General features: G+C 42.8%; 24 protein-coding genes. 19 read left to right on the top strand and 5 right to left on the bottom strand.

The window, feature by feature from the left end:
- From rplF to rplQ, 12 genes are all read left to right on the top strand, one after another.
- On the top strand, positions 1-534 hold the full coding sequence (gene rplF / locus C8D97_RS08390; RefSeq protein WP_109763315.1) for a 50S ribosomal protein L6: 534 nt from the start codon (positions 1-3) through the stop codon (positions 532-534).
- Positions 535-543: 9 nt separating this feature from the next.
- Positions 544-897, top strand: coding sequence for a 50S ribosomal protein L18 (gene rplR, locus C8D97_RS08385; RefSeq protein WP_109763314.1), 354 nt, complete (start codon positions 544-546; stop codon positions 895-897).
- 10 nt (positions 898-907) lie between these two features.
- Positions 908-1,414 carry a 30S ribosomal protein S5 gene (rpsE, locus tag C8D97_RS08380; protein ID WP_109763313.1) on the top strand — a complete coding sequence of 169 codons (507 nt, stop codon included), beginning with the start codon at positions 908-910 and terminating at the stop codon, positions 1,412-1,414.
- Positions 1,415-1,419: 5 nt separating this feature from the next.
- Positions 1,420-1,602 carry a 50S ribosomal protein L30 gene (gene rpmD, locus C8D97_RS08375; protein WP_109763312.1) on the top strand — a complete coding sequence of 61 codons (183 nt, stop codon included), beginning with the start codon at positions 1,420-1,422 and terminating at the stop codon, positions 1,600-1,602.
- Between the two features lies 1 nt (position 1,603).
- The gene (gene rplO / locus C8D97_RS08370; RefSeq protein WP_109763311.1) at positions 1,604-2,041 is read left to right on the top strand and encodes a 50S ribosomal protein L15; all 438 of its coding nucleotides are present in this window, start codon (positions 1,604-1,606) and stop codon (positions 2,039-2,041) included.
- The gene (gene secY, locus C8D97_RS08365; protein WP_109763310.1) at positions 2,041-3,375 is read left to right on the top strand and encodes a preprotein translocase subunit SecY; all 1,335 of its coding nucleotides are present in this window, start codon (positions 2,041-2,043) and stop codon (positions 3,373-3,375) included. Before rplO ends, secY begins: the two co-directional genes overlap by 1 nt.
- Before the next feature lie 41 nt (positions 3,376-3,416).
- Complete coding sequence (gene rpmJ / locus C8D97_RS08360; protein WP_109763309.1) at positions 3,417-3,530, top strand: 50S ribosomal protein L36; 114 nt, start codon at positions 3,417-3,419, stop codon at positions 3,528-3,530.
- Positions 3,531-3,632: 102 nt separating this feature from the next.
- Entirely contained in the window at positions 3,633-3,989 is a 357-nt protein-coding gene (gene rpsM / locus C8D97_RS08355) for a 30S ribosomal protein S13 (RefSeq protein WP_109763308.1), read from the top strand.
- A 16-nt stretch (positions 3,990-4,005) separates the two neighbouring features.
- Positions 4,006-4,395, top strand: coding sequence for a 30S ribosomal protein S11 (gene rpsK, locus C8D97_RS08350; protein ID WP_109763307.1), 390 nt, complete (start codon positions 4,006-4,008; stop codon positions 4,393-4,395).
- A gap of 17 nt (positions 4,396-4,412) precedes the next feature.
- The gene (gene rpsD / locus C8D97_RS08345) at positions 4,413-5,033 is read left to right on the top strand and encodes a 30S ribosomal protein S4 (protein WP_109763306.1); all 621 of its coding nucleotides are present in this window, start codon (positions 4,413-4,415) and stop codon (positions 5,031-5,033) included.
- 31 nt (positions 5,034-5,064) lie between these two features.
- Positions 5,065-6,048 carry a DNA-directed RNA polymerase subunit alpha gene (locus C8D97_RS08340; protein WP_109763305.1) on the top strand — a complete coding sequence of 328 codons (984 nt, stop codon included), beginning with the start codon at positions 5,065-5,067 and terminating at the stop codon, positions 6,046-6,048.
- A 135-nt stretch (positions 6,049-6,183) separates the two neighbouring features.
- Complete coding sequence (rplQ, locus tag C8D97_RS08335; protein WP_109763304.1) at positions 6,184-6,591, top strand: 50S ribosomal protein L17; 408 nt, start codon at positions 6,184-6,186, stop codon at positions 6,589-6,591.
- Positions 6,592-6,725: 134 nt separating this feature from the next.
- Here rplQ and C8D97_RS08330 read toward each other — a convergent pair whose 3' ends face one another.
- Entirely contained in the window at positions 6,726-7,772 is a 1,047-nt protein-coding gene (locus tag C8D97_RS08330) for a LysM peptidoglycan-binding domain-containing protein (protein ID WP_109763303.1), read from the bottom strand.
- A gap of 119 nt (positions 7,773-7,891) precedes the next feature.
- Positions 7,892-8,362: an SsrA-binding protein SmpB gene (gene smpB / locus C8D97_RS08325; protein ID WP_109763302.1), complete on the bottom strand. Its 471-nt coding sequence runs from the start codon at positions 8,360-8,362 to the stop codon at positions 7,892-7,894.
- A 136-nt stretch (positions 8,363-8,498) separates the two neighbouring features.
- On the opposite strand from smpB, the gene C8D97_RS08320 reads away from it, so the two are divergent.
- Together C8D97_RS08320 and C8D97_RS08315 are read left to right on the top strand one after the other, a co-directional pair.
- Positions 8,499-8,930 carry a type II toxin-antitoxin system RatA family toxin gene (locus C8D97_RS08320; RefSeq protein WP_109763378.1) on the top strand — a complete coding sequence of 144 codons (432 nt, stop codon included), beginning with the start codon at positions 8,499-8,501 and terminating at the stop codon, positions 8,928-8,930.
- 5 nt (positions 8,931-8,935) lie between these two features.
- Positions 8,936-9,223: an RnfH family protein gene (locus tag C8D97_RS08315; protein ID WP_109763301.1), complete on the top strand. Its 288-nt coding sequence runs from the start codon at positions 8,936-8,938 to the stop codon at positions 9,221-9,223.
- Between the two features lie 77 nt (positions 9,224-9,300).
- Here the strand turns inward: C8D97_RS08315 and C8D97_RS08310 are convergent, their stop codons facing one another.
- The gene (locus C8D97_RS08310) at positions 9,301-9,954 is read right to left on the bottom strand and encodes a hypothetical protein (RefSeq protein ID WP_109763300.1); all 654 of its coding nucleotides are present in this window, start codon (positions 9,952-9,954) and stop codon (positions 9,301-9,303) included.
- Positions 9,955-10,100: 146 nt separating this feature from the next.
- Between C8D97_RS08310 and waaA the strand changes: the two genes are divergently transcribed.
- Positions 10,101-11,372: a lipid IV(A) 3-deoxy-D-manno-octulosonic acid transferase gene (waaA, locus tag C8D97_RS08305; RefSeq protein WP_109763299.1), complete on the top strand. Its 1,272-nt coding sequence runs from the start codon at positions 10,101-10,103 to the stop codon at positions 11,370-11,372.
- Between the two features lie 108 nt (positions 11,373-11,480).
- Here the strand turns inward: waaA and C8D97_RS08300 are convergent, their stop codons facing one another.
- Positions 11,481-12,884, bottom strand: a complete 1,404-nt coding sequence (locus C8D97_RS08300) for a TolC family outer membrane protein (protein ID WP_170115193.1) — start codon at positions 12,882-12,884, stop codon at positions 11,481-11,483.
- Between the two features lie 179 nt (positions 12,885-13,063).
- The gene (locus C8D97_RS08295; RefSeq protein WP_109763297.1) at positions 13,064-13,717 is read right to left on the bottom strand and encodes a protein-L-isoaspartate O-methyltransferase family protein; all 654 of its coding nucleotides are present in this window, start codon (positions 13,715-13,717) and stop codon (positions 13,064-13,066) included.
- A gap of 213 nt (positions 13,718-13,930) precedes the next feature.
- On the opposite strand from C8D97_RS08295, the gene C8D97_RS08290 reads away from it, so the two are divergent.
- From C8D97_RS08290 to parE, 4 genes are all read left to right on the top strand, one after another.
- Complete coding sequence (locus C8D97_RS08290) at positions 13,931-14,521, top strand: NUDIX domain-containing protein (RefSeq protein ID WP_109763296.1); 591 nt, start codon at positions 13,931-13,933, stop codon at positions 14,519-14,521.
- Between the two features lie 266 nt (positions 14,522-14,787).
- Positions 14,788-15,291: a DUF1249 domain-containing protein gene (locus C8D97_RS08285; RefSeq protein ID WP_109763295.1), complete on the top strand. Its 504-nt coding sequence runs from the start codon at positions 14,788-14,790 to the stop codon at positions 15,289-15,291.
- Positions 15,292-15,322: 31 nt separating this feature from the next.
- Positions 15,323-16,159 carry a 3',5'-cyclic-AMP phosphodiesterase gene (gene cpdA, locus C8D97_RS08280; RefSeq protein WP_109763294.1) on the top strand — a complete coding sequence of 279 codons (837 nt, stop codon included), beginning with the start codon at positions 15,323-15,325 and terminating at the stop codon, positions 16,157-16,159.
- A gap of 179 nt (positions 16,160-16,338) precedes the next feature.
- Positions 16,339-18,222, top strand: coding sequence for a DNA topoisomerase IV subunit B (parE, locus tag C8D97_RS08275; RefSeq protein WP_109763293.1), 1,884 nt, complete (start codon positions 16,339-16,341; stop codon positions 18,220-18,222).
- Positions 18,223-18,237: the final 15 nt, after the last annotated feature.

Raw genomic sequence — 18,237 nt, 5'->3', positions numbered from 1 at the left:
ATGTCACGAGTAGCTAATTATCCAGTTTCTATCCCTTCAGGTGTTAATATCACCCTGAGCGGACAAGAGATTACTGTTAAAGGCAGTAAAGGCGAGTTAAAAAGAACAGTACATGACGCTGTTGAAATAAAGCAGCAAGATGAAGTACTTACTTTTGCTCCACGTGAAGGCATTGCTGATGCACGAGCATTCGCAGGCACCATGCGTTCTTTAGTGAATAACATGGTTGTCGGCGTGAGTGATGGCTTCGAAAAGAAATTGCAACTGGTTGGTGTTGGATATCGAGCCCAGGCTAAAGGTAAAGTTTTAAGCTTGACGTTAGGTTTCTCTCATCCAGTCGATTACGAAGTACCTGAAGGTATCACTATTGAAACACCTTCAAATACAGATGTTATCGTTAAAGGTGCCGACAAGCAGTTAGTCGGTCAGGTTGCAGCCAACATTCGCGCATATCGTCCGCCAGAGCCATACAAAGGTAAAGGTGTTCGATACGTAGACGAGTATATTCGTCGTAAAGAAGCGAAGAAAAAGTAGGGCGTCGTCATGAGTAAGAAGCAAGCAAGAATTCGTCGCGCCGCTTCTGGGCGCTATCACATGAAAAATTTGGGTGTTAATCGTCTTGTGGTCAATCGTACCCCTCGACACATTTACGCTCAGGTTATTTCTGCTGAAAACGGTCGTGTATTAGCGTCAGCTTCCTCGGTTGAGAAAGCGGTTAAGAGCGAACTTAAAAGTACCGGTAATGTTGATAGCGCTACCAAAGTCGGTAACCTGGTTGCCGAGCGTGCATTAGAAGCAGGCGTATTGAACGTAGCATTTGATCGTTCCGGTTTTAAATACCATGGTCGAGTTAAAGCATTGGCGGATGCGGCTCGAGAGAAAGGTCTCCAGTTTTAAGGGTTGAATGATGGCTAGACAAGAAGTGAACAACACCGAAGGTCTGGTGGAAAAATTAGTCAACGTTAACCGTGTCGCTAAAGTGGTTAAAGGTGGTCGTATTTTCTCTTTCACCGCTTTAACTGTTGTCGGCGATGGTAAAGGTAAAGTTGGCTTTGGTCGCGGTAAGGCCCGCGAAGTTCCAGCAGCAATTCAAAAAGCGATGGAGCAAGCTCGTCGCAATATGGTTCAAGTAGAACTTAAAGATGGACACACATTACAGCATCCAATGAATGCTGTTCACGGTGCCTCTAAAGTTTTCATGCAGCCAGCATCTGAAGGTACCGGTATCATTGCCGGTGGTGCGATGCGCGCTGTATTTGAAGTACTTGGTGTGCAAAATGTATTGGCTAAGAGTAACGGTTCGACCAATCCTATTAATATCGTTCGTGCAACGATTAAAGGTTTGGCGAATATGGCGACTCCTGAGTCAGTGGCTGCCAAGCGTGGCAAAACTGTAGAAGATATTCTGGAGTAATTGTCATGGCGAATAAAACATTTAAAGTTACGCAAATACGTTCAAGTATCGGTCGACTTAAAAGCCATAAGGCTTGTCTGGCGGGTCTAGGGCTGCGAAAAATTGGGCACACTGTCGAAGTAATCGATACCCCAGAGAACCGTGGTATGGCTAATCAAGTCTACTACATGGTAAGCGTGGAGGACTAAAATGCGATTAAATACATTAAGCCCAGCCGAAGGATCGAAAAAAGATCGTAAGCGTGTTGGTCGAGGTATTGGTAGTACTTTAGGCAAAACGGCAGGTCGTGGTCATAAAGGTTTGAAATCACGTTCTGGCGGTAAAGTAAAAGCAGGTTTCGAAGGTGGTCAAATGCCTTTGAAACAGCGTTTGCCTAAATTTGGTTTCAAATCAAGAAAGTCATTAACAACTGCTGAAGTTCGCTTGTCTGAGCTGAATAAAGTAGAAGGTGAGATGATTGATTTGTTAAGCCTTAAGTCTGCCGGCATTATTAATAACAGAATTGAAAGTGTGAAAGTTATGCTTTCAGGTGAAGTTAATAAAGCCGTTACTGTTGCAGCCGGTGTGCGAGTATCAAAAGGCGCGAAAGCGGCTATTGAAACCGCAGGCGGTAAGGTAGAAAGCTAATGGCTAAAGGACCTGCATCAACAAATAACAGCGGAATGTCCGAGCTGAAACAACGTTTGTTGTTTTTGCTCGGTGCACTTATTGTTTTTCGTATCGGGTCTTTCGTGCCGGTTCCTGGCATTGATTCAACCGTGCTTCAGCAAATGTTGGATCAACAATCAGGAAACTTGTTAGCCATGTTTAACATGTTTTCTGGTGGAGCATTAGAACGTGCCAGTGTATTTGCATTAGGAATCATGCCTTATATCTCGGCATCGATCATAATTCAAATAATGGGATTTGTTGATGACCGCCTTAAGCAGTTGAAAAAAGAAGGTGAGTCTGGTCGCCAAAAGCTAAATCAGTACACGCGTTATTTAACATTAGCGTTAGCAACTGTACAGGCGATTGGCATCTCAATGAACCTACCCGCTATGTTACCTGGTATTGTGCCAAATCCGAATTTCGCATTCTATTTTGGTGCTGTTGTTTCATTGGTAACCGGGACAATGTTCTTAATGTGGTTAGGCGAGCAAATTAATGAGCGCGGTATCGGTAACGGTATTTCAATGCTTATATTTGCGGGTATTGTCGCAGGTCTTCCGGGAGCTATCGGCGGTACAGTCGAACAGGCGCGAACAGGCGAGTTGCATGTTCTTGCATTAATGGGAATTGCAGCGTTAATTATTGTTGTTACATTCTTTGTTGTATGGGTTGAGCGCGGTCAACGACGAATCGTTGTTAATTACGCCAAGCGTCAACAAGGACGAAAAGTATTTGCGGCACAAAGTAGCCACCTACCATTAAAGGTGAATATGGCGGGTGTTATTCCAGCTATTTTTGCGACTGCAATCATTATGTTTCCTGGCTCCATTATGCAATGGATCGGTCAAGGAAACGAAGACTTGGGTTGGTTGCGAGACATCACCGTACAATTGCAGCCTGGTAATCCCTTGTACATTATTCTCTACGCGATAGGCATTATATTTTTCTGCTTCTTTTATACTGCATTGACCATGAACCCTCGTGAGACAGCAGATAACCTGAAGAAGTCTGGTGCGTTCATTCCAGGTATTCGACCTGGTGAGCAAACCTCAAAATATATTGACAAGGTTATGACGCGGCTAACTCTGGCAGGTGCATTATATGTAACATTTGTATGTTTAATGCCAGAATTTCTAATCTTGTTCACCCAAGTGCCTTTCTACTTCGGTGGTACTTCATTGCTGATCATTGTTGTAGTTGTGATGGATTTTATGGCTCAAGTTCAAAGCCATTTAATGTCTCGTAATTATGATTCGGTATTGAAGAAGGCTAATTTTAAGAATTATGGCGCTGCTGGTCAGATTCGATAATTGAATCTATAACAGTCAGCGAGAGACTTTTGGAGTAGGTTATGAAAGTTCGTGCTTCGGTAAAAAAGATTTGCCGTAATTGCAAAGTCATTCGTCGCAACGGCGCGGTTCGAGTGATTTGTGTAGACCCACGACACAAGCAGCGTCAGGGTTAATTAGTAGATTAATATAAACAGGTTGAAATTTACCCGTTTAGCGGCTATCCTGTTGCGCCTTTTTGGCCAGGTAGCCAAAACAATAGAGTGGAGTTTGATTAAATGGCCCGTATAGCTGGCATTAACATTCCTGTACATAAGCATGCTGAAGTCGCATTGACTGCGATTTACGGTGTCGGCCGCCCTCGCGCTTTAGATATTTGTGAAGCAGCGGGAATCGAGCCTAGTGTAAAAATCAAAGATCTTGATGAAGGTCAGATCGAAAAGCTGCGAGCTGAAGTGGCGAAAGTAACTGTAGAAGGTGACTTACGTCGTGAAGTGAGTATGAACATTAAGCGTTTGATGGATCTTGGATGTTTCCGTGGTATTCGTCATCGTCGTGGTTTGCCAGTACGTGGTCAACGTACCAAAACCAATGCTCGTACTCGTAAAGGCCCTCGCAAGCCTATTAAGAATTAACGCTAGGATTTGAATTATGGCTAAAACACCTACAAAAACCCGTAAAAAGGTTAAAAAGCATGTAGTTGATGGCATGGCTCACGTCCATGCCTCATTTAATAACACCATTGTCACCGTCACCGATCGTCAGGGTAATGCTCTTGCATGGGCTACTGCCGGTGGATCGGGTTTCCGTGGTTCACGTAAAAGCACACCATTTGCGGCACAAGTTGCAGCGGATCGTGTTGCGACCATGGTAAAAGATATGGGTATGAAAAATATTGAAGTATTCGTAAAGGGTCCTGGACCTGGTCGCGAATCTGCCGTACGTGCTTTTGGCGCAGCGGGCTTCAAAATTACTAACATCACTGATGTTACCCCTATCCCGCACAATGGCTGTCGCCCGCCTAAAAAGCGACGCGTGTAATATAACGGAGACGAAAAATGGCTAAATATCGTGGTCCAAAGTTAAAACTTGCACGTCGCGAAGGCACAGATTTGATGCTGAAAAGCGGCGTTCGAGCAATCGAAAGCAAATGTAAGATCGATCAAACACCTGGTCAGCACGGCGCAAAGCGTCCTCGCTTATCCGATTACGGTGTTCAGTTACGGGAAAAGCAAAAAGTTCGTCGTATCTACGGTGTTCTTGAAAAGCAATTCCGTAATTACTATAAAAAAGCGGCTCGCCTATCTGGCGCAACTGGCGAAAACTTGCTTCAGCTATTAGAATCTCGTCTTGATAACGTTGTTTATCGTATGGGATTTGGAGCAACTCGTGCAGAAGCGCGTCAATTGGTCAGTCACAAATCATTAATGGTTAACGGTGTGGTGGTTAACATTCCATCTTACCAGGTGAAACCAGACGATGTTGTCACTATTCGTGAAAAGTCTAAAGGTCAAGCGCGCATTAAAGCGGCACTTGAGCTTTCTGCGCAACGTGATAAACCGACCTGGGTTGAAGTTGATGAAAAGAAAATGGAAGGTACCTTCAAAAGCGTTCCAGAACGCAGTGACCTACCATCTGAAATCAATGAAAACCTGATTGTGGAGCTGTACTCCAAGTAAAGCCTAATTCTTTAAAGAGGACAGGACTTGTATGGGCAATGTCAACGAATTTTTGACACCGCGACAAATTAAAGTTGAGCAAATAAACGAACATCGTGCAAAGGTTGTTTTAGAACCTTTTGAGCGTGGTTTCGGACACACTTTGGGCAACTCATTGCGTCGTATTTTGCTTTCGTCGATGCCAGGCGCAGCAGTGGTTGAAGTAGAAATGGACGGCGTTTTACATGAGTACACTACTATTGAAGGTGTGCAGGAAGACGTCATCGAAATTCTACTAAACCTTAAAGGTTTAGCGGTGAGCCTGGAAGATAAAGACGAAGCGATTTTAACACTGCAAAAAAGCGGAGAAGGTGATGTAACCGCCGCTGACATTGCAGGGTTATCAGGTGTTGAAATCATCAATCCTGAGCATAAAATTGCAACTCTGACAAAGAATGGCTCACTAGCAATGAATATTAAAGTTGCTAAAGGTCGTGGTTATGAAGCTGCAACAGCTCGTCAAACAGGGGACGAAGATGCTCCTATTGGCCGGCTACAAGTTGATGCTTCTTTTAGCCCGGTACGACGAGTCTCTTATGTGGTTGAAGCCGCTCGTGTTGAACAACGAACGAATTTAGATAAATTGGTTCTTGAAATCGAGACTAACGGTACTATCGACCCAGAGGAAGCCATTCGTCGCAGTGCAACTATATTGCAAGAACAGCTTGCTGCTTTCGTTGATTTAAAAGACGAAAAAGAATCAGAGCCAGAAAATCGTGAGCCAGAAATCGATCCTATCTTGTTACGTCCGGTCGATGACTTAGAGTTAACGGTTCGTTCTGCAAACTGTTTGAAAACTGAAAACATTCACTACATTGGTGATTTGATTCAGCGTACCGAAGTTGAGTTATTGAAAACACCTAATTTAGGTAAAAAATCACTCACTGAAATTAAAGACGTATTGGCTTCACGCGGATTGTCTTTAGGTATGCGTCTAGAAAACTGGCCTCCAGCTAGTTTGATGGATGACAAATAAGCTAAAGTAATTTTCGGATCGAAAGATTTGATTAAAAAATTCACCGGCAGCATTGCCGGTGAATTTGTATTAAATAATAGAAACTAAATAAGGGCAGTACTATAGCAGGCTGCTTATCTGTAAGAGGTATTTATCATGCGTCATCGTAAGAGTGGTCGTAAACTGAATCGAAACAGCTCTCATCGTCAAGCGATGTTTCGTAACATGTCAGTGTCTTTAATCAAGCATCAGGTCATTAAAACTACTTTGCCAAAAGCAAAAGAACTTCGACGTGTTGCTGAGCCATTAATCACTTTGGCTAAAACAGATTCTGTAGCGAATCGACGTTTAGCATTTTCTCGAACGCGTTCAAAAGAAGCCGTTGGTATTTTGTTTAATGAGCTTGGTCCTCGTTATCAAGATCGTCCAGGCGGCTACTTAAGAATTATTAAAGCGGGCTTCCGTACAGGCGATAATGCACCTATGGCGGTTGTAGAGCTTGTTGATCGTCCTGAGATCGAAGAAGACGATATCGTTGAAGAAGTGGATGAAACAGAAGAGTAATTATTCTGTTTTAAGTAACATAAAAAAACCGGCTTTTTGCCGGTTTTTTTATGTTTAGAAAATGGTTATTGAGGTTTTAAATGGGCTCGATAAGCTTAGCTGTTTTATGTAGCTTTATTTAATTGTAACAGCAGCTATTGTAAATTTTTAAGTCTTAAGTTTAATTCAGTTGCTCGGGAGCGATAGATTTTTGCTGACTCATGTTCAGGATCTATCTTTAGAATTTTATCCCATAGATGTATTGCTCTTTCCAAATCCTGATCCCGAAAATAAAGCACCGCTGTTCGATGAAAAGCCTCTGTAATAGAGTTGATGATAGTTTTTGCCAAAGCAGTTTGTTTCTGTTTAAGGCCTTTAGCCTTAATGATCAATTGATATGCACTGTCATAATCTTTTTGCAGTGTAGAAGCGTGACTTTGGGATAATAGTAGCCGATAGCTTATGGCTTTGATGGTGCGCTTTATAGCAGTGTTATAAGGGTTACTTGGGTGTATATAGGATGACAAAGTACTTTCTGCATTAACAAGTTGTTCTGGCGTAGTGAGACTTTCCATATACTGCTGTAAAGTGCGATTGATCAGTTGTCGGTTTTTCGCAGTATTTTGAAGAATTGGCGTACCTTGAAAAGCGAGTGTTAGTGCTGCCGTATGCTGATGACTATCAAGTAGTTTTTTTAACGTCTGTATTTTTTGTGTAATGGAGTTTGGTGCTGGATACTGCTTTGACTTGGGTATTCGAACTATTTGCCCGGCGTAAATGCTTGAAGGATTATTGATATTGTTATAACGAGAGAGCCCGTAAAATTCTAATGAATGCCCAAGATAACGTTTTGCCAAAAGAGCAAAGGACTCACCGGACTTTACTGTATAGTTAAAGTAATCAGAGCCGTATCGTTTAACTGGATCTTCAATGATTTGCGAGAGCAACCGTTTGGCCGTTTTATCGTCTGGATCGGTGCTGAGTAAATATAATAAGGACTGCTTTGCGGTTTTATCGTCGCCTTGTTCCAATAGAGCGATAGTGTCGCCGATTGAGCGCTTTGAAACCGTTGTTTTCGCGCTGGTAACCTCGGCTTCTGTGTGCGATGTCTTTAGTCCGCTACAACCCGCTAATAGTGTTAAAAACACCAAAATAAACAGCGAGTTAGGTCTCTTGTTGCCATTGGCAGCTTTTACAGGCATTTGGATGTTCCACTCCGCGGTGATCGCAGTTTTAATTATAGCGCAAATACAGTTTTGATAGATTATCGACACAGATTATTGCACATCGACTGATGTATTAAATCAATGATGGGCATTGTTTAACTGTGTTTCAAAACCCGCTGTTTCGTTCGGTTCCATTCACGTTCTTTCTGTGTTGCACGCTTGTCGTGCAGTTTTTTGCCTTTAGCTAACCCAATCTCGAGCTTGACCTTGTTATTTTTCCAGTAGAGCTTTAAGGCAACTATGGTATAGCCTTCTTTTTGTTGTGCACCAAATATTTTGCCAAGTTCACGGTTATGCAGCAATAACTTACGATAGCGGATAGGGTTAGGATTTATGTGAGTTGATGCGGTTTGTAACGGTGATATATGGCAGCTTAAAAGCCAGGCCTCTCCATCTTTTAGGAAAATATAGCCTTCCGTCAGGTTTGCTTTTCCGTCTCGAAGACTTTTTACTTCCCAGCCTTCGAGCACCAGCCCTGCTTCGAGCGTGTCTTCAATAAAATAGTCGTGACGCGCTTTTTTGTTTTGTGCAATAACGTTGCCGGGTACTTTTTTCTTTTTTGCCATAATCTCATCTCTTGTTTAGCGCTTTATTATACGGTGATGCAGATGAAGCTTAAAGTTATTCGTTGATGCATCTGCTGTATTATTGTTTGAGTGTTACAATAGGTGTTGTTAAGTTGTAATGATTGAGGATCTTTCAGTGTCACAGGTTGAAAAGTCAGCATTGGTACCTTTCTCTGTTGAGCAGATGTATGCTCTGGTTAATGATGTCGAGGCTTATCCTGAATATATAGATGGATGCAGTGGTTCTAAAATTATTGAATCATCAGAATCAAAAATGATAGCTTCACTTAATATTGAAAAAGCCGGTTTTTCCAGCTCTTTTACGACGGAAAACACCCTAAAATTAAACGAAGAAATCAACATGCGCCTGTTAGATGGGCCATTTGAATATTTATTAGGCATCTGGCGTTTTAAACGATTGGAGCAGAACGCTTGTCGTGTGACTTTTTCTCTGGATTTTAAGTTTAAAAACCGACTGATGGGAATGGCGTTTAGCAAGGCGTTTGAGACCATTACAGCAAATATGATGCAAGCGTTTATTGAGCAGGCAAAAAAGCAGTACGGATAATCATTATGAAAGTTGAAGTTGTTTATGCGTTACCTGAATCACAAATGCTTGTTCCGCTCGATGTGGCAGAAGGAACGACGGCTGAGCAGGCCATAAGGCTTTCGGGTATATTAACAGATTATCCTGAAATTGACCTGAACGACTGTAAAATAGGGATATTCAGTAAGTTGTGTGAACTCAATACTGAGTTAAGAGAACTTGATAGAGTAGAAATTTACCGGCCATTGTTGGTGGATCCTAAAGAAGTCAGGCGGAAAAAAGCGGAACAAAAAAGAGCTCAAAAGAAACTTTGATAAAGTATTAATGGCAAGGCTTAATATGCACGGCTAGCTTCTTACTTCATGGTAAGTCTAGTTCATTGACATATCACTCATGGTTTATTGAAAACTTTACGGATCAGTAAGCCACTGGTTGAAACGTACAATTGAAACTGAGCCGGTTGATTGGCCGAAATAAAACTGGCCGAGCCATATTCTGCATCGAGTAGGTAGCCAAAAGAATCATACTGTTTGCGTAATGAGACAAGATTTATCAATTGTTGATCGCCCAAATCGTACGCAGAGATCGGTTTGCGTCTGGCATCTGATAAATGGTGATAGCGTCCAGAGATGCGGCTCAGCTCATAATGAGTATGTAAACCTAATATATTCGCGATGGGCTTCCATTTGATGATATTGGCGTCTATTTGTATTTCATCGCCTTCAAGCACAAAATGAGACTGACGCCCATCTGTAAAGGTAAGCTGAGCCTGAAATGATTGCTCACTTATGGGACTGACCTGTATGGATGCCACAAGTTCTTCATGGGTCAAGCGGTTATAGCCGTGTATTCCGGTTAAAATGGTCATAGCAATCAGTGCAATAGGCAAAAATATTACTGCCAGCAATAATCGAAACCCTGATTTCACTAACCTCGCTTGTTTTAAGGCTTTTAGGGCAGTGATAAAGTAACTTAATCCTATTAAGCTAAATACAATAGCAATGGCAAACAGTATTTCTGTGCTGTAAGGTGCTGTAACTTCCATCGCAATTGCTCCAATAATGTAAGCGGTTGTATTTGTATACATTTAAGCCAGACTAAGGCTAGCGAAGTTTGTGGCATAGAGCAAACTCGGTCTACTATAGTGGCAGGCTATGTTAAAATTACGTTAAAAACGATGATGGATTTTCCGTGTTCAGGTTTATTTACTCTTTAATCTTTTTAATGGCATTGCCTATGGCGTTGCTAAACTTGTATATCAAAGGACGTCAGTATCCTGCCTATCGTAAACGCTGGAAAGAGCACTTTAGCCTGTTTAAAAGTCCCAGAGTAAATAAAACCATCTGGATACACGCGGTATCTGTTGGCGAGTCTCTGGTTGCTGTGCCCATTATCAAACGATTATTAAGTGAATACCCAGATTACGCCATTGTGGTGACCACCACCACACCAACAGGTGCCGAACGGATCCAGAGTCTACTGGGTGAGTCGATAATTCATTTGTATTCACCTTATGATTTACCCTGGGTGGTAAACCGCTTTATTGAGAAAATAAATCCCAAGCTAACCATAATTATGGAAACAGAGTTATGGCCTAACTTCATTCATTACAGTAAAAAACGAAAAGTGCCGGTTGTCGTAGTTAATGCTCGACTGTCAGCTCGTTCAGCTGATAATTACTCTCGCTTACCTATTCCAACCAATCGGCTGTTAATCAAGCCGATAACGCATTTAGCCTGTCAGAATAAAGGCGATGCAGAAAGATTCATCAAACTTGGTGCCCACGAAGATAAAGTGAGTGTAACTGGCAGTATTAAGTTCGATTTACGCCTGCCTGATAATCTCGATGCTAAAACGCAGGCGATTTTTAAACCCTGGCTTGATGCACGCCCATTCATCTGGGTTGCTGGAAGTACTCACGTTGGCGAAGATGAAATTGTATTAAGCGCTCATAGACTTATGCTGGATGCCGGCATTAACTCAAAGTTGATCATAGTGCCCCGACATCCCGAGCGATTTGATTCAGTTTCGGAGCTGATTGAACAAAGAGGTTTTAAGTTAGCAAAACGATCTGAGTCACAGTCTTTGTCCATGTCTGATGAAGTATTTTTATGCGATAGTATGGGTGAGTTAATGTACTGTTACCATGCATCTGATGTTGCCTTTGTCGGCGGCAGTTTAATTGAAAGAGGTGGGCATAATCCTTTGGAGCCTGCAGCATTGCGCAAGCCTGTTTTGTCCGGGAAAAATATTTTTAATTTTGATGATGTATTTAAAACCATGGTTGAATCAGGCGGTGCAAAACTGATCAATGAAGATAACTTACATCGTGTACTGATTGATTTGTCGAAAGATGAGACTCTGCGAAAAAAGATGGGAAAAGCCGGCGCAAACGTTGTCGAATCCAATCGGGGCGCTTTAAGCAAAACGATTAAGTTGCTGGATAAGTTTTTAACAAAATAGTGTTGTGTGTATCTTTGTCATCGATAGGGATTCGATGTTAATTTATCATATAAAAAAGGGCTTTTGAAAAGCCCTTTTTTATTGGTCTTGAATTCAGGTTTTATAACTTTAATTTTTAAGTAGTTGATCAACCTGCTTTAAGTCTTGAACAGATAAAGTACCCGCTGCTTGTTTTAATCTTAATGTATTTAAGATGTAATCATACCGGGCGCGCGCCAGATTTTGTTTCGCATTGTAGAGTGTACGAGTGGCGTTTAATACATCAACGATGGTTCGTGTGCCTACTTCAAAACCTGCTTGAGTTGCTTCAAGTGCCGCTTGACTTGAAACCGTTGATTGTTCCAATGCCTTAACTGAGCTTATGGATGCCTGAATGCCTAAAAACGCGCTTCGTGTTTGCCGGGCGGCTGCTCGATAAGCACTGTCCATGTTATGCACGGCTTGTTGAAACATGTGTTGCGCTTCTCTAACTTTAGATTGTGTTTCGCCACCAGAGTAAATAGGTACATTTAATGTTAGAGAGACACTGCTTCTTTCATTAATGGTTGTACGCTCAGTTGTTATGAAATTAGGATTCCCATCTGGACCAGGCTCAATAACTCCATTATCATCCACTTCAGCTTGTGTGGACGTACTGTCAGAATCGCTATCCGAGTATGAAGCCGATAAGTTAAGGAAAGGATAATGCCCTGCAAAATTAAGCTTGATGGTTTCCCGGGCAATATCTTTATCAATTTTTCGAGCGCTGAGATTTAAGTTTGATTGCTCTGCCTGAGTTAACCAGTCGTCAATGTTATTAGGTTGTGGTGACTTTAGTTTAAACTGTGTTTGCAAGGGATTTAAACTTTGGTAATAACGGTTGGATATCTCTCGCAATGCTTCGGATGCGTTATCAAGCGTATTTTGAGCTTGAATATTATTCGCAACCGCCTGATCGTAACGCGCCTGTGCTTCATGCACATCCGTAATAGCAATAAGTCCTACTTCAAACTTTTGATTGGTTTGCTCAAGCTCTTGTTTAATCGCTTTCATTTCTGCAGTAGAAAAGTCGACACCATCTTGAGCGGCAAGAACATTAAAGTAAGCTTCAGACACACGAAGAATTAAGTTCTGTTTCACCGATTCATGATCAACCCCTGCTTTGAGAGCTTGTTTTTTACGAATATCAAGCCCTGTCCATGCACGGTGATCATAGATTACCTGGCTCAAGGTTAATGATTTTGATGTACTGGTTGTATCGGTCGTTGCCGGTGGAAAGAAAATGTTTTGCTGACCTTCACTGTCTGAACGACTACGAGTAATGCTGCCCGATATTGTCGGTAACAGAGCAGAGAAGCTTTGATCAACTCTTTCTTCCGTTGCTTTTAACCCCATTTCACTGGCGAGTAATTGTGGATCTTGTTGTGTTGCTTGCTGATAGACCTCCAACAAACCCGTTTGTGAAAATGCTGGCTGCAAACTAGCTGATAAAATGATTCCGGTGGCCGCAAGCCATTTGTATTGCTTTTTCAAAATATATCTCCGTTTTGGGATCCCAATGAAAATAAGTCATTAAAGTCACAGATTGTTTGTCTCTATGACAGGTTTATCGGTATCAGTCACTATAATGCTCAATAACTTACCGGATATTTTGTCATAGAGTCTTGTCGAATTGTAAACGAATGTTGTTGTGTCCGTTTAGGCTGAATCGGTTAGAACACGAAGCTTTCTTTTGCGGATTCATTTATCAGGTTTGGCGTACTCATTTCAAACAGGCTTTGAATGCTGTATTTGCCTTTTGTTTGACAGGTATATAGCTTAGCGTATTGATTATTCAGTTTGCCTTCGACACAAAAAAGCCTGCCACCCGGATTAAGCAAATTGAGATAATCGTTGGGTGGGCTGCTAAGTGCTGCGGTAATGGATATTGCATCGTACAAGTTATTAGGTTGCCAATCTTGAGTAATATCGGCCACTTCGGTTTGAATGTTATGTAAGTTGAGGCTCTTAAAGCGTGTTTCAGCAGCTGTGATAAATTCTGGATAAATGTCGATAGTGAGTAATTCATTGACTTGTGAAGCAATAAGAGCTGAACAAAAGCCGCTACCGGTGCCAATTTCCAGAGCCTTGTCGCTGTGCTTAAGCGCCAGTGCCTGCAACATGCGAGCTTCTTCACGAGGAGTGAACATTTGCTGATTATGCGCCAGCTGGATATTCAGATCGGCAAACGCCAGGCTCTTTTGATCGTCCGGTACAAACACTTCTCTGGGAAGGCTACTCATTAAATCAAGAACATTGGCCTGGTGGATACCCCATGGCCTGATTTGTTGCTCAATCATATTAAAGCGTGCTTTTTCTTTATTCATTTTGGCACTCTTTGTTTTATCCGCACTTTAGAATTGAGTTAATAACACATCGATGGTGTGATCTAGCCCATTAATACGCTATTTGCAATCAGATTACTGGCTAGTCCATTATAGTCAAGGATATTAGCTTAAAAAACAACAATATCAGTGATGAAGACAAGCGATTCTGTCTCGCTTGTCGAATGGATTGGTTAGATTAATGAGTGAGAAGCGGTGAAATACGTCATAAAAGACAACAAATCAGTGTTTAAAGGTTTTTTCAAAGTGGATGCGCTGACCCTTGATTATGATTGTTTTGAGGGTGGGCAACTAAATAATGTAGTTCGAGAAGTATTTATGCGCGGCGAAGCGGTTGGCGTTTTATTGGTGGACATTCGCCGCCAGCAAATCATTCTGGTTGAGCAGTTTAGAGCGGGTGCTGCCGCTGCTAAAGCCGATAATCCATGGCTGCTGGAATTGGTGGCGGGTATTGTCGAACCCGATGAGTCGCCAGATGAAGTGGCCGTCAGGGAATCAGAGGAAGAAGCCGGCTGTGTGCCCGATAAGCTGATTCCTCTGTATGAATACTGGGTGAGTCCCGGTGGTTCTGATGAAAAGTTCTATTTATTTTGCGGTCTGGTTGATGCCGGTAAGGTTGCTGAATATGGCGGCCTTGCGGATGAGAACGAAGACATAAAAGTTCATATTTTATCGTTTCAACAGGCTTTCAGCTGGCTTGAACAGGGGCGTTTAAATAATGCTATGACAATTATTGGGGTGCAGTGGTTAATGTTAAATCAATCACAATTAAACCGCTACATATGAAAATATCGCCATCCTGAGGTGTTATTGCAGGGGTTTCATGCCTAAAATAGACTAGAGCGTGTTTATCTTTCCTTTATTGCTATTGCTTATAAGAGGCTTCTGGGCAAAACGCAGAGTAATACTGTCAGCCTTTTGATTAGCGCCATTTAGTCATTTTAAGTTAAATTGGTTGATGCATAAGGCAATAGTGGCAGTAATAATTGGAAGATCAATGCGAACAATAAACATTAAGCTTTTAATATTGGCGGGTGCATAGCGGTACCAAAATGAATGCAGTTAGACGAAAGTATGTTCCAGATTTAGCAGAGTTTATGGCTCAGTGTGAGCAAAACTACGCTTTGTTGTTGCGTCTTTTACGGGCGGCTGAGAAACAGCCCGTGGCGTCCGGAACGGGTGATTATCTCCAGCGTTTAATCAAAGCGAACAACGATGACAGCATTCGTCTGCCATTTTATTTGTCGATAGTGGATGAAGCTCGCTACACCACCACCTTAATTATTTCGGTTGAGCTTTCCAGCAGTGAGTGGGTGAGTCCGGTAAAACTTAAAGTGCGGTTATATCATGATGCCCAGTTGGCAGAGGTCATGGAGCCAAATCGAAATCATGCGCCGAAGCATCAGCATCCTTACCCGAAGCAAGTTAAGCATTATCCTGATGACAAGGTGCAACGTAATCAGTTGTTGTCACAATGTTTGTCTCAATGTTTTCAGCAAAATGTTGAAAAGGTTGCCATGCCAGTGATTATCGATTCAGGTGATTGCAGTGAATAATCCACAAGCCAGTGCCAGGCAGGGAATATAAATGGGGCAGGAATTAGCGTTGAGTAAGCAGATAAATACATTAAGTACTGACTGTGTTCGGATTATTCAGATCACAGACAGTCATATTTTTTCGGAAGACGAAGGTAAGCTGCTGGGGCTCAATACCCGTGTCAGTCTGGAAGCTGTGCTGGAACGCATTAATAAAGAAGAGTTTGCACCTGATATGGTATTGGTAACCGGAGACCTGTCACAAGACGCTTCAGAAAACTCTTACCAGTATCTGTATCAGAAATTACAAGAAATGGGTGTGCCCTGTTTCTGGATCCCGGGCAATCATGACAATCCTGAAGTGATGGCGAAAATACTCAAAGGTGGCAACGTATATCCTGAAAAACAACTGCTGTCGGGCAACTGGCAAATTGTGATGCTCGATTCGTCGGTCAAAGGAAAAGTTTATGGCAATATCAGTCAGCAGGATGTTGATTTGCTTGAGCGGGCGCAGCAGCAATACCCGGATAAACATCTTTTAGTGGTGATGCATCACCAACCGGTTCCTGTTGGCAGTGACTGGCTTGATAACCTGGGCATAAAAAATGCGCAGGTGCTTTTTGACAGTGTTCAAAATCATCAGGCTACACGATGTTTTTTATGGGGGCACGTTCATCAGGATTACTCAGGAGAACATCAAGGCGTTGCCTTGTTATCAACGCCTTCAACCTGTGTGCAATTTAAACCAGGCTCAAGTGATTTTTCTGCCGGAGAAGAAGCCCCCGGTTATCGTTATTTAACACTGCATAATAATGGCCAGATTGAATCGGTGGTTCACAGAATCCATGACATAGAATTTACAGTAGACTACACCATTAAGGGCTATTAATTACTTTTGTTAAACAAATTCTTTCCCTGGTGTTTTAAAAACAATCTTTACAGAAGCCCCATGGTAACTTGCTTACAGATTGAGCAACTCAATCAAAAAGCCACGCAATAACACTTGCCAAGCGTCATCGAAAACGCCAACATTAGCCTCCACAGTTTAATCAAATCATCAGAGTGTTTATGAGTCAGTACACCGCCGATTCCATCGAAGTGTTGAACGGTCTTGAGCCGGTCAAAAAACGCCCAGGTATGTATACCGATACGGTACGCCCAAATCATCTGGGTCAGGAAGTGATCGACAACAGTGTGGATGAAGCCCTGGCCGGGCATTGCAGTCAAATAATCGTGACCCTTGAAAAAGATGGCGCCATGTCGGTGTCGGATGATGGGCGAGGCATGCCTACCGATATACACCCGGAAGAGGGAATACCGGGCGTTGAGTTGATTTTGACCAAACTGCATGCGGGCGGAAAGTTTTCGAATAAAAGTTACCAGTTTTCTGGCGGACTGCACGGCGTAGGGATCAGTGTGGTGAATGCTTTGTCAAAGCGCGTTGAAGTTAAAGTGAAGCGTAATGGCCAAGAGCAAATGATGGCCTTTGAACACGGTGATAAAGTCAGTGATCTGGAAGTCATTGGTGAAGTTGGAAAGCGAAATACTGGCACCACCGTTACTTTCTGGCCTGATGCCCAGTACTTTGATTCTTCCAGATTTTCTGTGCCCCGTTTAAAGCATTTGCTCAAAGCAAAAGCAGTACTCTGTCCAGGGCTCAAAATGAAGCTTGTTGATCGCGTCAATAATGATGAGGTCGAGTGGTTTTATGAAAATGGTTTAACCGATTATGTGGCCGCTTCTGCAGATGGTTTTGAAACACTACCCGAAGAGCCATTCACGGGCAGTTTTAGCAGCCAGTCAGAAGCGGTTGACTGGGCATTACATTGGTTGCCTGAAGGCGGCGAAATCATTGCCGAGAGCTACGTTAACTTAATACCAACCGCATTAGGCGGCACCCACGTTAATGGCCTGAGAACAGGCTTACTTGAAGCCATGCGGGAGTTTTGTGAGTTTCGCAATCTGCTGCCACGAGGGGTTAAGTTGGCACCGGAAGATGTCTGGGACAAACTCAGCTACGTGCTATCGGTCAAATTAGAAGATCCCCAGTTTAGCGGGCAAACCAAAGAGCGACTGTCTTCCCGTCAGTGCGCCGCTTTCGTTTCCGGTATCGTTAAAGATGCGTTCAGTCTCTGGTTGAATCAACATTCTGACTTAGGCGATAAACTGGCCGAGTTAGCCATCAGCAATGCTCATAAACGGTTGCGGGCAGGCAAAAAAGTCGCACGTAAAAAAATCACCTCAGGACCTGCACTGCCGGGTAAACTGGCTGACTGTGTTGGCCAAGATCCGATGAATGCCGAATTGTTTCTGGTGGAAGGGGATTCTGCAGGAGGCAGTGCGAAACAAGCCCGGGATAAAGATTATCAGGCGATTATGCCGCTACGAGGGAAGATATTAAACACCTGGGAAGTGGATGCCCATGATATTTTGGCGTCTCAGGAAGTTCATGATATTTCGATTGCCATAGGGCTGGATCCCAATACCGATAATCTGGAAAAGCTACGTTACGGTAAAATATGCGTACTGGCGGACGCGGATTCTGATGGATTGCATATTGCGACACTGCTTTGTGCGTTGTTTGTAAAACATTTCAGACCTTTGGTGGACGCTGGTCATTTTTATATGGCGATGCCACCCTTGTACCGGGTGGATGTGGGCAAAGAAGTGTTTTATGCGCTGGATGAAGATGAGAAAAATGGCATTCTGGATCGTATAGAAGCCGAGAAAAAACGCGGTAAAGTTAATGTGCAACGCTTTAAAGGGTTGGGTGAAATGAACCCTGCGCAACTTCGAGAAACCACAATGGCTCGAGACACTCGTCGTCTGGTGCAGTTATCGATTGATGATATGCAATCAACCGAACAGATTATGGACATGTTGCTGGGTAAAAAGCGAGCCAGTGATCGAAAAATATGGCTTGAATCGAAAGGCAACTTGGCTGAAGTATAAGAAAGAGGTTTTCCA

Origin of the sequence: Pleionea mediterranea (genome assembly GCF_003148745.1) — a bacterium.
Classification (GTDB): domain Bacteria; phylum Pseudomonadota; class Gammaproteobacteria; order Enterobacterales; family Kangiellaceae; genus Pleionea; species Pleionea mediterranea.
This window is presented reverse-complemented; position numbering and strand designations above follow the sequence as displayed.

Coding starts and splice junctions, on each gene's coding strand:
- rplF (WP_109763315.1), top strand. CDS start 1: ATGTCACGAGTAGCTAATTATCCAGTTTCTATCCCTTCAGGTGTTAAT.
- rplR (WP_109763314.1), top strand. CDS start 544: ATGAGTAAGAAGCAAGCAAGAATTCGTCGCGCCGCTTCTGGGCGCTAT.
- rpsE (WP_109763313.1), top strand. CDS start 908: ATGGCTAGACAAGAAGTGAACAACACCGAAGGTCTGGTGGAAAAATTA.
- rpmD (WP_109763312.1), top strand. CDS start 1,420: ATGGCGAATAAAACATTTAAAGTTACGCAAATACGTTCAAGTATCGGT.
- rplO (WP_109763311.1), top strand. CDS start 1,604: ATGCGATTAAATACATTAAGCCCAGCCGAAGGATCGAAAAAAGATCGT.
- secY (WP_109763310.1), top strand. CDS start 2,041: ATGGCTAAAGGACCTGCATCAACAAATAACAGCGGAATGTCCGAGCTG.
- rpmJ (WP_109763309.1), top strand. CDS start 3,417: ATGAAAGTTCGTGCTTCGGTAAAAAAGATTTGCCGTAATTGCAAAGTC.
- rpsM (WP_109763308.1), top strand. CDS start 3,633: ATGGCCCGTATAGCTGGCATTAACATTCCTGTACATAAGCATGCTGAA.
- rpsK (WP_109763307.1), top strand. CDS start 4,006: ATGGCTAAAACACCTACAAAAACCCGTAAAAAGGTTAAAAAGCATGTA.
- rpsD (WP_109763306.1), top strand. CDS start 4,413: ATGGCTAAATATCGTGGTCCAAAGTTAAAACTTGCACGTCGCGAAGGC.
- C8D97_RS08340 (WP_109763305.1), top strand. CDS start 5,065: ATGGGCAATGTCAACGAATTTTTGACACCGCGACAAATTAAAGTTGAG.
- rplQ (WP_109763304.1), top strand. CDS start 6,184: ATGCGTCATCGTAAGAGTGGTCGTAAACTGAATCGAAACAGCTCTCAT.
- C8D97_RS08330 (WP_109763303.1), bottom strand. CDS start 7,772: ATGCCTGTAAAAGCTGCCAATGGCAACAAGAGACCTAACTCGCTGTTT.
- smpB (WP_109763302.1), bottom strand. CDS start 8,362: ATGGCAAAAAAGAAAAAAGTACCCGGCAACGTTATTGCACAAAACAAA.
- C8D97_RS08315 (WP_109763301.1), top strand. CDS start 8,936: ATGAAAGTTGAAGTTGTTTATGCGTTACCTGAATCACAAATGCTTGTT.
- C8D97_RS08310 (WP_109763300.1), bottom strand. CDS start 9,954: ATGGAAGTTACAGCACCTTACAGCACAGAAATACTGTTTGCCATTGCT.
- C8D97_RS08295 (WP_109763297.1), bottom strand. CDS start 13,717: ATGAATAAAGAAAAAGCACGCTTTAATATGATTGAGCAACAAATCAGG.
- C8D97_RS08285 (WP_109763295.1), top strand. CDS start 14,788: ATGAATGCAGTTAGACGAAAGTATGTTCCAGATTTAGCAGAGTTTATG.
- cpdA (WP_109763294.1), top strand. CDS start 15,323: ATGGGGCAGGAATTAGCGTTGAGTAAGCAGATAAATACATTAAGTACT.
- parE (WP_109763293.1), top strand. CDS start 16,339: ATGAGTCAGTACACCGCCGATTCCATCGAAGTGTTGAACGGTCTTGAG.